The sequence below is a fragment of the Pinisolibacter sp. DMC19 genome, from assembly GCF_056313985.1.
In genome coordinates this window covers 275,368-288,087 of record NZ_JBQUZF010000001.1, presented here as the reverse complement: position 1 = coordinate 288,087, position 12,720 = coordinate 275,368, and the positions used below count along the sequence as shown (strand labels likewise).

The window sequence follows — 12,720 nt, the reverse complement described above, 5'->3', positions numbered from 1 at the left end:
CGCCGCGATCGAGGAGAGCGCCCCATGTCGCCCAATTCGGAAGTCGTCGTCGGTTCCGTCCGCTTCTCCAATACGGCGCCCTTCGCGCTGATCGCCGGCCCCTGCCAGATGGAGAGCCGGGCGCATGCGCTCGAGACCGCCGCGGCGCTGAAGGAGATCACCACGAAGCTCGGCATCGGCCTCGTCTTCAAGACCTCGTTCGACAAGGCCAACCGTACTTCGGCCACGGCGCAGCGCGGCGTCGGCCTTGCCGGTGCGCTGCCGGTCTTCGCCGAAATCCGCGAGAGCCTCGGGCTTCCCGTTCTCACCGACGTCCACGACGCGGCGCAGTGCGCGCCGGTGGCGGAAGTGGTCGACATCCTGCAGATCCCGGCCTTCCTCTGCCGCCAGACCGACCTCCTGCTGGCGGCGGCCGCGACGGGGCGGACGATCAACGTCAAGAAGGGCCAGTTCCTCGCCCCCTGGGACATGAAGAACGTGGTGGCCAAGCTCACCGGCGCCGGCAACCCCAACGTGCTCCTGACCGAGCGCGGCGCCTCCTTCGGCTACAACACGCTGGTCTCCGACTTCCGCGCCCTGCCGATCATGGCGGCGATGGGCGCCCCGGTGATCTTCGACGCCACCCATTCGGTGCAGCAGCCGGGCGGGCAGGGCACGTCCTCGGGCGGCCAGCGCGAGTTCGTCGCGGTGCTGGCGCGGGCGGCGGTGGCGGTCGGCGTCGCCGGCCTCTTCATCGAGACCCACGAGGATCCCGATCGGGCGCCCTCCGACGGCCCCAACATGGCGGCGCTGAAGGACATGCCGGCGCTGCTCGCCAAGCTCCAGGCCTTCGACCGGGTCGCCAAGGGGGCGTGAGGCGGTCGCTTCGGGCCGATGCGAGGTGCGGTGGCGGCGTGTTGCCATGGTGCGCGATGCTTCGAGACGGGCGCCGTAGGGCGCCCTCCTCAGCATGAGGCGCTTTGGATTTCATCGAAAAATTGCAAGCGCCTCATGCTGAGGAGCGGGCCGCAGGCCCGCGTCTCGAAGTATCGCGCACATTGCCAATATTGAATAATTTCAATCTTCAAGAAGAAATTCTTCGAGCAATTTCAGAGCCTGCTCCGCCGCCGCCAGGCGCACGTCGTCACGGCCGAGATCGCCGAAGCGGCGTTCGACGGGACGGGTCGGGCGGCTGGTGCGCGCCGCGGCGAAGTGGACGAGGCCGACCGGCTTTTCGGCCGATCCGCCGCCGGGACCGGCGATGCCGGTGATCGACACCGCGAGCGCCTCGCGCGCCGGGGCGGCGACCGTGGTGCGGCCGAGTGCGCCTTCCGCCATCGCCACGGCGACTTCCTCCGACACCGCGCCGACGCGCTCGATCAGGCGCGGCTCGACGCCGAGCATGTCGGCCTTGGCGGCGTTGGAATAGGTGACGAAGCCGCGGTCGACCACGGCGGAGGAGCCGGCGATCGAGGTCAGCAGCCCCGCGACCAGCCCACCGGTGCAGGATTCGGCGGTCGAGAGCATGACGCCGCGGGCGATCGCCCTCTCGATCACGCGGGCGGCGAGCGGCAGGAGCGGATCGAGCGCGAGCATGGGCGGTCTCCTCAGGCGGGCAGGCGGATGGTGGCGGTGGCGATCACGGCGATGCCTTCGCGCCGGCCGACGAAGCCGAGCTTCTCGTTGGTCGTCGCCTTGACGCCGATGCGGTCGATCGTCACGCCGCAGATCTCGGAGAGCCTCGACCGCATCGCCTCGCGGTGCGGGCCGACCTTCGGCGCCTCGGAAATGATCGTGACGTCGGCGTGCGCCAGCATGCCGCCGCGCTTCGCGAGCCGGTCGAGCGCGTCCTTCAGGAAGATCACGCTGTCGGCGCCGCGCCATGTCATATCGGATGGCGGGAAGTGAGCACCGATGTCGCCGTCGCCGAGCGCGCCGAGGATGGCGTCGGTCAGCGCGTGCAGCGCCACGTCGGCGTCCGAGTGGCCGTCGAGGCGGGCGACGTGGGGGATGTCGACGCCGCACAGCGTCACGTGGTCGCCGGGGGCGAAGGCGTGGACGTCGTAGCCGGTGCCGACGCGGACATCGGGCAGGCGGGCGTAGAGATCGAGCGACATGCGGGCCTCCGCGGCGGCGAAATCGTCGTTGGTGGTGAGCTTGACGTTGGCCGGATCGCCCTCGACGACGCGGACCTCGAGACCCGCCCATTCGGCGACGGCGGCATCGTCGGTGAAGTCGTCGCGGCCCTCGGCGGCTGCGCGGGCGTGGGCGGCGTGGAGCGCCGCCCAGCGGAAGCCCTGCGGCGTCTGGGCGGCGTGGGCGCGCTCGCGCGACACCGTCTCGACGATCCGGCCGCTCTCGTCGACCCGCTTCAGCGTGTCGACCACCGCGACCGCGGCGAGGACGCCGTCGGCGGTGTCGAGCCCGGCGAGCGTGCGATCGATCACGCCGGCCGAGACGAAGGGGCGGGCGGCGTCGTGGACGAGGACGCGGTCGGGGGCGATCGTCGCCAGCGCCTCGAGGCCGCGCCGCACCGAGATCTGCCGTGTCGCCCCGCCGTGAACCGGGGGGAGGAGCCGCGCGTCACTGGTGAGCCGCGCGACCGACTCGGCATAGAGATCGCCGTGCTCCGGCGAGATCGCCACGACGACGGCGTCGATCGCGGGATGATCGAGGAAGGCGGCAATGGTGCGGGTGAGCACGGGCAGGCCGCCGATCGGGCGATACTGTTTCGGCAGGGCATCGGCGCGGGCGGCGCGGCTGCCGGAGCCGGCGGCGACGATCAGGACGGCGGTCGAGGGCTTCACGGGAACGAGCGCTCCGAAGGGCGGCAAAACCGCTGGAAGGGTCTCTGGCGCGACGGCATGACGCTTCACGCGCGAGCTTCGCGCCGTCGACATGCCTGCCAATACACCATATCGGTCAATCCTGAGGCGAATGCCCCCGAGATTTTTCATCCGGGTTCTTGCTCTCCTTCGATTTTCTGCCATCTATGTGGTCAATGACCGATTTTGCCCAACGAATGAGCATGGCCGGGTCGGGCCTTTCCGACGAGTCGACATCCGCGGCGGCCCCCGAGGGCCTGCTCGGTGGATTGCTGCCATCCTCTCCCGTCTTCCTGGCGCCGATGTCCGGCATCACCGATCTGCCCTTCCGGCGGATCGCGGCGCGATTCGGCTGCGACGTGGTGGTGACCGAGATGGTCGCGTCCGACGAACTCACCACCGGCGGCGTCGACGCCTCGGTGCGTCTGGCGGGCGAGGGGCTGGGGCTCCACGTCGTCCAGCTCGCCGGCCGCAAGCCGGAGCCGACGGCGCGTGCCGCGATCATGGCGGTCGAGGCCGGTGCCGACGTCGTCGACCTCAACATGGGCTGCCCGGCCAAGCGCGTCTGCAACGGCCTGTCCGGTTCGGCGCTGATGCGCGATCTCGACCTGGCGATCTCGATCGTCAAGGCCGTCCGCGCGGCGACGCCGGATCGCATCCCCGTGACGCTCAAGATGCGGCTCGGCTGGTCGCGCGACAGCATGAACGCTCCGGAGCTGGCGCGTCGTGCCGTCGCCGAGGGCGTGTCGCTCGTCACCGTCCACGGCCGCACCCGCGATCAGTTCTACGAAGGCACCGCCGACTGGGCGGCGATCGCCGCGGTGCGCGAGGCGATCGACGTGCCGTTGATCGTCAACGGCGACATCGACGGCATCGACACGGCGCGCGCGGCCATGGCGACTTGCGGAGCGGACGGGGTGATGATCGGACGCGCCGCCTGCGGCCGGCCGTGGCTGCCGGGCGACGTCGCCCGTGCACTGCGCGGCGAGGCGGCGGTTGCGGCACCGACGGGCCGGGCGCTCACCAGGCTGATCGTCGAACATTTCGAGGCGATGGTCGCCCATCACGGCGTCCGCGTCGGGCTGATGGCGGCGCGCAAGCATCTCGCCTGGTACCTCGACGCGCATGTCGCCGGGGCGGGCGTCTCCGTCACCGATACCGCCCGCCGGGCGCTCCTGACCGCGAAGGAGCCGGCCGCGGTGATCGATCATGTCCACGCCATCTTCGGCGACAGCACACAGAGGCGGGCCGCATGAGCCAGACCGTTCCACGCCAACCGGGCGAGCCGCCCGCCGACCCGACCCCGGTCGCGGTGCTCGGCGCGTTGCCCCATCCGGTGATCACGGTCGACGGCGAGGGACGCATCGTCTCGGCCAACGACGCCGCCGAACACTTCTTCCAGGCCTCCGCCCCCTTCATGCGGCGGCACGAGATCTCGTATTTCCTGCCCTTCGGCTCGCCGGTGCTGGAACTGGTGGCGCAGGTGCGCGATCGGCAGGCGCCGGTCAGCGAATATCGCGTCGACATCGAGAGCCCGCGTCTGCCGGGCGAGAAGATGGTCGACATCTATGCCGCGCCGATCGCCGACAAGCCCGAGTACGTCGTCCTGATGTTCCAGGAACGCTCGATGGCCGACAAGATCGACCGTCAGCTGACCCATCGCGGCGCGGCGCGCACGGTGACGGGCCTCGCGGCGATGCTCGCCCACGAGATCAAGAACCCGCTGTCGGGCATCCGCGGTGCGGCGCAGCTGCTGGAACAGTCGGCCGATGACGACGACCGCACGCTGACCCGGCTCATCTGCGACGAGGCCGACCGCATCGTGAAGCTGGTCGACCGGATGGAGGTCTTCTCCGACGAGCGGCCGGTCGAGCGTGACGCGGTCAACATCCACGGCGTGCTCGACCACGTGAAGCGGTTGGCGCTCTCGGGCTTCGCCCGCTCGATCCGCATCGTCGAGGAATACGACCCGTCGCTGCCGCCGGTGCTCGCCAATCGCGATCAGCTGGTGCAGGTGTTCCTGAACCTGATCAAGAACGCCTCCGAGGCGATCGGCGATGCGCCCGACGGCGAGATCGTGCTCACCTCCGCCTATCGTCCCGGCGTCCGTCTGTCGGTGCCGGGTTCGAAGGAGAAGATGACGCTGCCGCTCGAATTCTGCGTCAAGGACAACGGCCCGGGTGTGCCGGCCGACCTCCTCGAACATCTCTTCGATCCCTTCGTGACCACCAAGACCAACGGGTCGGGGCTGGGTCTGGCGCTGGTCGCCAAGATCGTCCGCGACCACGGCGGCGTGGTCGAATGCGAAAGCCAGCCCCGCAAGACCGTCTTCCGCATCCTGATGCCGGCCTATACCGCGCATCGGGACGAGCGGGCGTTCTTCGGCTCCTGACCAACGGCGAGGACCTTCGATCATGCCATCGGGCAACATTCTGGTCGCCGACGACGACGCCGCCATCCGCACGGTGCTCAATCAGGCGCTGTCGCGGGCGGGTTACGAAGTCCGTCTGACCTCGAACGCGGCGACGCTGTGGCGCTGGGTGGCGCAGGGCGAGGGCGACCTCGTCATCACCGACGTCATCATGCCGGACGAGAACGCCTTCGACCTCCTGCCGCGCATCAAGAAGATGCGGCCGGATCTGCCGGTCGTGGTGATGAGCGCGCAGAACACGTTCATGACGGCGATCCGCGCCTCGGAGAAGGGCGCCTACGAGTATCTGCCCAAGCCCTTCGACCTGAAGGAGCTGATCTCGATCGTCGGGCGCGCACTCGCCGAGCCGAAGAACCGGCGGATGCCCGACCGCGTCGACGGCGACGGCGATGCCATCCCGCTGGTCGGCCGTTCGCCGGCGATGCAGGACATCTACCGCGTCCTCGCCCGTCTGATGCAGACCGACCTCACGGTGATGATCACCGGCGAGAGCGGCACCGGCAAGGAACTGGTCGCGCGCGCGCTGCACGACTACGGCAAGCGCCGCACCGGGCCCTTCGTCGCCATCAACATGGCGGCGATCCCGCGCGACCTGATCGAGAGCGAACTCTTCGGCCACGAGAAGGGCGCCTTCACCGGTGCGGCCAGCCGCGCCTCCGGCCGCTTCGAGCAGGCGGAGGGCGGCACGCTCTTCCTCGACGAGATCGGCGACATGCCGATGGACGCCCAGACGCGCCTGCTGCGCGTCCTCCAGCAGGGCGAATACACCACCGTGGGCGGCCGCACCCCGATCAAGACCGACGTCCGGATCGTGGCGGCGACCAACAAGGATCTGCGCCAGCTGATCAACCAGGGGCTCTTCCGCGAAGACCTCTATTTCCGCCTCAACGTCGTGCCGATCCGGCTTCCCCCCCTGCGGGAACGGTCGGAGGACATCGGCGATCTGGTGCGCCACTTCTTCACGCTCGCCGAGAAGGAAGGGCTGCCGGCCAAGCAGATCGAGACGGCGGCGCTCGACCGCCTGCGCCGCTATCGCTGGCCGGGCAACGTGCGCGAGCTCGAGAATCTGATCCGCCGCCTCGCCGCGCTCTATCCGCAGGACATCATCACCACCTCGGTGATCGAGACCGAACTCGCCCAGCCGGTGCTGGTCTCCGCGCCGGAGGAAAAGCCGGGCGAAGAGGGCATCTCGGCGGCGGTCGAGCGGCATCTGACCACTTATTTCGCCTCCTTCGGCGACAACCTGCCGCCGCCCGGGCTCTATCACCGGATCCTGCGCGAGGTCGAATACCCGCTGATCTCGGCGGCTCTGGCGGCCACCCGCGGCAACCAGATCAAGGCGGCGGAACTGCTCGGCGTGAACCGCAACACGCTGCGCAAGAAGATCCGCGATCTCGACGTGCAGGTGATCCGCTCGTCGCGCTGAACCGAACCGGAGAGAACGACGATGGACTGGACGATCCTTCCCGCCGCCGTTCTCGCCGGCATCGTCTACGTGGTGACACCCGGTCCGGCGACGCTCGCGGTCCTCGCCATCACCGCCGACAAGGGCCGGGGGCGGGGGCTCGCCTTCTTTCTCGGTCACGGGGTGGGCGACATGACGTGGTCGGCGCTGGCGCTCGCCGCGCTGATGGGGGCGAGCCGGCTGGGGCCGGATCTCTTCCGCCTGCTCGGGCTCGCCTGCGGCCTCTATCTCGTCTGGCTCGGCTTCCGCGCGATCTTCTCGCGCGGTGAGGGCGGGGCCACGACGGTGGTCGGCGACCGGCCGATCCGCGCCGGGCTGATGTTCGGCCTGACCAATCCCAAGGCCTACCCGTTCTCGCTCGCCATGTACGGCGCGCTGTCGGTCGGGGCGGGGCCGTCGCTCGATCTCGCCGGCGCCGCCATGCTCTTCGCCGCCACCACGCTCGGCATGGCGATCGGCGACGTCGTCACCGTCGCCTGGTCGGGGCTGCCGCAGGTCGGCCGGCTCTTCCTGCGCTTCCGCGGCGGGGTGACGCGGGCGGTCGGCGTGCTCTTCGTCCTGTTCGGGCTGAAGACCGCCTGGGACGCCGCGATGCCGCATCGGGCGTGACGCCAAACGCCGCAGCCTTCGTCCAAAAGCGTGGCGTGGTGGCAACAGTGCCGCAATTCGGCAACAATCCCGACCGATGACAGGAAGGTCAATCGCCGACTCGGCCTCCAAGAGGCGAGCGGGCGGCCAGACCGAGGGTGCGCGTGGATCAACAGACCATTCTGACCATCCAGAAGGCGACGGCCGTGCCGGTGGGCGATCGCTCGCGACCGGTTCGACGCATCGGTCTGGCGCTGACCGTGGCCGCGCTGGTCACCGTCGTGGTGTCCTTCGCCATCCTGACCGGCATGACGCGGATTGTCCCGACCGCCAAGACGGTCTACGCGACCTATGTCGTCAACGGCATCTTCATGTGCCTGCTGCTCGGGCTGATCGGCCTGGAGCTGGTCGGGCTGTGGCGGGCCTGGGCGGCCGGCCGGGCGGCGGCGCGGCTGCATCTGCGCGTCATCGGCGCCTTCACCGCGGTCGCCGCGGCGCCGGCGCTGCTGGTCGCGGTGCTCGCCTCGATCACCCTCGACCGCGGTCTCGATCGCTGGTTCGAGGAGCGCACGCGCCTGATCGTCGACAGCGCGGCGATGGTCGGCAACGCCTATCTCTCCGAACACGCCCGCGCCATCCGCTCCGACGCCATCGCCATGGCGACCGACGTCGCCCGCGCCAAGGAGCTCTACGACACCGAGCCCGACCGCTTCGACGGCGTGATGGTGGCGCAGGCGCAGGTCCGCGGCCTGCCCGCGGCCTTCATCCTGGAGAAGGACGGCACGGTGCTGACCCGGACCGTCATCGTCTCGGACTGGGCCGAGATCCAGATGCCACCGCCCGAGGCCTTCGCCCAGGCCGACGACGGCGAGCCGGTCGTCATCACCCCCGGCCAGACCAATCAGGTCGGCGTCATCATCAAGCTCGAGGGCTGGAACGACCAGTTCCTCTACATCACCCGGCCGCTCGATCCGAAGGTGCTGGGGCCGCTGCGTCAGGCCAAGGAGGCGGTCGCCGACTATCGCCAGCTCGACCAGACGCGTTTCGGCTCGCAGCTCGCCTTCGCGCTGATCTTCGTCGGCGTGTCGCTGATCTTCATGATCGCGGCGATCTGGATCGGCATCGGCTTCGCCAATCGCCTCGTCTCGCCGATCCGCCGGCTGATTCTGGCCGCCGACTACGTCTCCAAGGGTCATCTCGCGGTGCAGGTGCCGGTCCGGCGCAAGGAGGGCGATCTCGCCCATCTGGCCGAGACCTTCAACACCATGACCAACGAGCTGCGCGGCCAGCGCGCCGAGCTGATCGCCGCCAAGGACCAGATCGACAGCCGCCGTCGTTTCACCGAGGCCGTGCTGTCGGGCGTCACCGCCGGCGTGCTCGGCGTCGACGCCTCGGGCCGCATCACGCTGGTCAACCGCTCGGCCGAGAAGCTGCTCGCGACGATCGAGGAAGACCTGATGGGCCGCCGCCTCGTCGAGGCGGTGCCGGAGGTGGCGGTCATTCTCGAGGAGGCGCTCGACGAGCCGACCACGGCCATTCACCAGGGGCAGGTGTCGCTGCTCAGGGCCGGGCGCGAGCTGACGGTCAACGTCCGCATCACCTCGGAAGCCTCCGACCCCGCCGGCCGGCGCTTCGTCGTCACCCTCGACGACATCACCGACCTCGTCTCGGCGCAGCGGTCCTCGGCCTGGGCCGACGTCGCCCGCCGCATCGCCCACGAGATCAAGAACCCGTTGACGCCGATCCAGCTCTCGGCCGAGCGGCTGCGCCGGCGCTACGGCAAGGTGGTCGCCGACGACCACGAGGTCTTCGATCGCTGCATCGACACGATCATCCGTCAGGTCGGCGACATCGAGCGGATGGTCAACGAGTTCTCGTCCTTCGCCCGCATGCCCAAGCCGCAGCTGGTGCGCGCCGATCTGGTCGAGGCGCTGCGCGAGGCGGTGTTCCTGCGCTCGGTCGCCGCCGCCGACGTCGACTTCGTCACCCGTCTGCCCGACGAGCCGATCTGGGGTCAGTACGACCATCGCCTGCTGCTGCAGGCCTTCGCCAACCTCGTCAAGAACGCCTGCGAGGCGATCGAGGCGGTGCCCGACGACCAGCGCGGGCGCGGCACCGTCGAGGCGGCGATCCGGCGCGACGGCGAGATGGTGGTAGTCGAGGTGATCGACAACGGCATCGGTCTGCCGTCCGAGAACCGCCATCGCCTGCTCGAGCCCTATGTCACGACGCGGGAGAAGGGCACCGGCCTCGGCCTCGCCATCGTCCGCAAGATCCTCGAGGACCACGGCGGCCGCATCGAACTGGTCGACGCGCCGGCGGTCGCCCACGGCGGACGCGGCGCCATGGTGCGCCTGACGCTGCCGGCCGAACCCGAGACGGCGCGGGACGCCGTGCCGCTGCCGGAGATGCCGCCGCCGGAGGTCGCGCCGTCCGGGGAGGCCGCGGACGGGGCGGGGGCGGCGGCGCCCCCCGATCCGCCGCCCGACGGGCTCGACGCCTCGACGCAATCCGACATCGCGACAACGACAACGAAAACGAAGTGACCGGCCATGGCCTCCGACATTCTGATCGTCGACGACGAACGTGACATTCGCGAACTGATCGCCGGCATTCTCGAGGACGAGGGCCACGGCACGCGGCTCGCCTCCAACTCCGACGAATGCCTGGCGGCGATCGAGAACCGCCGGCCGACGCTGATCTTCCTCGACATCTGGATGCAGCAGAGCCGGCTCGACGGTCTGGCGCTGCTCGACGTGATCAAGCGCCAGCACCCCGACCTGCCGGTCGTCATCATCTCCGGCCACGGCAATGTCGAGACCGCCGTCTCGGCGATCAAGCGCGGCGCCTACGACTACATCGAGAAGCCGTTCAAGGCCGATCGCCTGATCCTCATCGCCGAGCGGGCGCTGGAAGCCTCCAAGCTCAAGCGCGAAGTGAAGGAACTGCGCGAACGCTCGATCGACACGCAGGAACTGCTCGGCAGCTCCACGACCGTCAATCAGCTGCGCCAGCAGATCGAACGGATCGCGCCGACCAACAGCCGGGTGCTGATCACCGGCCCGTCGGGCTCGGGCAAGGAACTGGCGGCGCGGCTGCTGCACCAGACCTCGCTGCGCGCCAAGGGGCCCTTCGTCGTCCTCAACGCCGCGGCGATCACGCCCGAGCGGATGGAGATGGAGCTCTTCGGCACCGAGCAGGACGGCGGCTCCAACCGCAAGATCGGCGCGCTCGAGGAGGCCCACGGCGGCACGCTCTACCTCGACGAGGTCGCCGACATGCCGCGCGAGACCCAGTCGAAGATCCTGCGGGTGCTGGTCGAACAGTCGTTCACCCGCGTCGGCGGTTCGGTGAAGGTGCAGGTCGACGTGCGCGTCGTCTCCTCGACCGCCCGCGATCTGCCGCGCGAGATCCAGGACGGGCGCTTCCGCGAAGACCTCTTCCACCGCCTCGCCGTGGTGCCGATCCGCGTGCCCTCGCTCGCCGAGCGGCGCGACGACATCCCCCATCTCGTCCGCCACTTCATGGAACAGCTGTCGCGCACGGCCGGTCTGCCGATCCGCAAGATCGGCGACGACGCCATGGCGGTGCTGCAGGCGCACGACTGGCCGGGCAACATTCGCCAGCTCAGGAACAACGTCGAGCGGCTGATGATCCTGACCCGCGGCGAGGAGGATGCGGTCATCACCGCCGACCTGCTGCCGGCCGAGATCGGTGCCATGCTTCCGGCGCTACCCTCGTCCACGGGAGGCGAGCATCTCATGAGCTTGCCCCTGCGCGACGCACGCGAGATCTTCGAGCGAGAATATCTGGTGGCGCAGATCAACCGCTTCGGCGGCAACATCTCGCGTACCGCCGAGTTCGTCGGCATGGAGCGCTCGGCGCTCCATCGCAAGCTGAAGTCCCTCGGCGTCAACTGACGCCCCGACCGGAGTGGATCATGACCCGCATCGCCTACGTGAACGGCCGCTACCTGCCCCACGCGAACGCCGCCGTCTCGATCGACGACCGCGGCTATCAGTTCGCCGACGCGGTCTACGAGGTCTGCGAGATCCGCGACGGCTTCGTCATCGACTCCGGGCTCCATCTCGACCGGCTCGAGCGCTCGCTGCGCGAACTGTCGATCCGCATGCCGATGAGCCGCGCCGCGCTGCTGATCGTCATGCGCGAGACCGCCAAGCGCAACCGCGTCAAGAACGGCGGCGTCTACGTCCAGGTCTCGCGCGGCGTCTGGCCGCGCGATCATGCCTTCCCGCCGGCCGACCTGCCGCCGACCGTCGTCATGACCGCCAAGCCGCACGACCGCTCCAAGGCGGAGGCCCAGGCCGAGAAGGGCATCGCCGTCGTCACCGTGCCCGACAACCGCTGGAGCCGCGTCGACATCAAGACCGTCGGCCTCCTGCCCAACTGCATGGCCAAGGAGACGGCCAAGCAGGCCGGCGCCAAGGAGGCGTGGTTCGTCGACGCGTCGGGCCTCGTCACCGAGGGTTCGTCGACCAACGCCTGGATCGTCACCAAGGACGGCAAGCTCGTCACCCGCCCGGCCGAGACCGGTATCCTGCGCGGCATCACCCGCACGGTGCTCCTCAAGGTCGCCGCGTCGCTCGGTCTGACGGTCGAGGAACGCGCCTTCGGCGTCGACGAGGCCAAGGCCGCCAAGGAGGCCTTCATCTCGGCGGCGACAACGCTGGTCATGCCGGTCGTGACGATCGACGGGGCGACCGTCGGCAACGGCCATCCCGGCGAGACCGCACTGGCGCTGCGCCGGGCCTTCCACGAATCGGTCGAGCGCGTGCCGCTCTGAGCTTCGGCCGCCGCCGGCCTTCCGCGCGGAAAGTCGCAACGTCACCCGTGGCATATGCGTCACAGGTGTGGCGGGGGCGACACCCATGCGCAAAGTTTGGTCATGCGGCGAGGCGTGGCACTGTTCGGGGCCGATCGGTTCCGTCTATCATGAACTGCAGACCCGAGGCGTCCGCGTCTTCCGACGCGGGCCTACCCGTTCGCCCACGAAGCGGGAGCCTCGCAACACCAAGAAAAGAGGTCACCAACTATGGCGGATCGCGCTCCCAATCTTCAGGACACGTTCCTCAACTACGTTCGCAAGAACAAGACGCCCGTGACGATCTTCCTGATCAACGGCGTCAAGCTCCAGGGCGTCGTCACCTGGTTCGACAACTTCTGCGTCCTGCTGCGCCGGGACGGTCATTCGCAGCTGGTCTACAAGCATGCGATCTCGACCGTCATGCCGGGTGGCCCCGTCCAGCTCTTCGAGCCGGCGGAAGAGGGCTGATCGCGGATTGTTCCCCGCCCCGCCGAATGGGGCTTGATCGGCGAAGCGCGTTGCGGGATCGTGCGCGCTTCCCGCGGCGGTTCCGCACCCCGAAGCGACGAGACACTTGATCGACATCGATGATGAAGACGGCCCCTTC

The 12,720-nt window shown here is 69.3% G+C and carries 11 protein-coding genes; 9 read left to right on the top strand and 2 right to left on the bottom strand.

The genetic code is table 11. The features are described 5' to 3' along the window. Positions 1-24 precede the first annotated feature (24 nt). Positions 25-855 carry a 3-deoxy-8-phosphooctulonate synthase gene (kdsA, locus tag ACT53U_RS01280; protein WP_476152074.1) on the top strand — a complete coding sequence of 277 codons (831 nt, stop codon included), beginning with the start codon at positions 25-27 and terminating at the stop codon, positions 853-855. A gap of 201 nt (positions 856-1,056) precedes the next feature. Here kdsA and ACT53U_RS01275 read toward each other — a convergent pair whose 3' ends face one another. Further along, on the bottom strand, positions 1,057-1,575 hold the full coding sequence (locus ACT53U_RS01275; RefSeq protein ID WP_476152072.1) for a CinA family protein: 519 nt from the start codon (positions 1,573-1,575) through the stop codon (positions 1,057-1,059). Positions 1,576-1,586: 11 nt separating this feature from the next. After that, on the bottom strand, positions 1,587-2,786 hold the full coding sequence (locus ACT53U_RS01270; protein ID WP_476152070.1) for a bifunctional 2-C-methyl-D-erythritol 4-phosphate cytidylyltransferase/2-C-methyl-D-erythritol 2,4-cyclodiphosphate synthase: 1,200 nt from the start codon (positions 2,784-2,786) through the stop codon (positions 1,587-1,589). A 287-nt stretch (positions 2,787-3,073) separates the two neighbouring features. On the opposite strand from ACT53U_RS01270, the gene ACT53U_RS01265 reads away from it, so the two are divergent. From ACT53U_RS01265 to hfq, 8 genes are all read left to right on the top strand, one after another. Then, positions 3,074-4,060, top strand: coding sequence for a tRNA dihydrouridine synthase (locus ACT53U_RS01265; protein WP_476152069.1), 987 nt, complete (start codon positions 3,074-3,076; stop codon positions 4,058-4,060). Beyond that, positions 4,057-5,196, top strand: coding sequence for a two-component system sensor histidine kinase NtrB (locus ACT53U_RS01260; RefSeq protein WP_476152067.1), 1,140 nt, complete (start codon positions 4,057-4,059; stop codon positions 5,194-5,196). Before ACT53U_RS01265 ends, ACT53U_RS01260 begins: the two co-directional genes overlap by 4 nt. Positions 5,197-5,218: 22 nt before the next feature. Continuing rightward, a complete protein-coding gene (gene ntrC, locus ACT53U_RS01255; protein ID WP_476136723.1) occupies positions 5,219-6,661 on the top strand; it encodes a nitrogen regulation protein NR(I) in 1,443 nt (480 codons plus the stop codon). Between the two features lie 21 nt (positions 6,662-6,682). Continuing rightward, positions 6,683-7,309: a LysE family translocator gene (locus ACT53U_RS01250; protein WP_476152066.1), complete on the top strand. Its 627-nt coding sequence runs from the start codon at positions 6,683-6,685 to the stop codon at positions 7,307-7,309. 143 nt (positions 7,310-7,452) lie between these two features. Further along, positions 7,453-9,834, top strand: coding sequence for a sensor histidine kinase NtrY-like (locus ACT53U_RS01245; protein ID WP_476152064.1), 2,382 nt, complete (start codon positions 7,453-7,455; stop codon positions 9,832-9,834). 6 nt (positions 9,835-9,840) lie between these two features. Then, positions 9,841-11,208 (top strand): nitrogen assimilation response regulator NtrX, encoded by a 1,368-nt coding sequence (gene ntrX, locus ACT53U_RS01240; protein WP_476152062.1) that lies wholly within the window; start codon positions 9,841-9,843, stop codon positions 11,206-11,208. 20 nt (positions 11,209-11,228) lie between these two features. Next, on the top strand, positions 11,229-12,092 hold the full coding sequence (locus ACT53U_RS01235; protein ID WP_476152060.1) for a D-amino-acid transaminase: 864 nt from the start codon (positions 11,229-11,231) through the stop codon (positions 12,090-12,092). Between the two features lie 249 nt (positions 12,093-12,341). Then, on the top strand, positions 12,342-12,581 hold the full coding sequence (gene hfq, locus ACT53U_RS01230) for an RNA chaperone Hfq (RefSeq protein WP_476136733.1): 240 nt from the start codon (positions 12,342-12,344) through the stop codon (positions 12,579-12,581). The last annotated feature ends 139 nt before the right edge of the window (positions 12,582-12,720 follow it).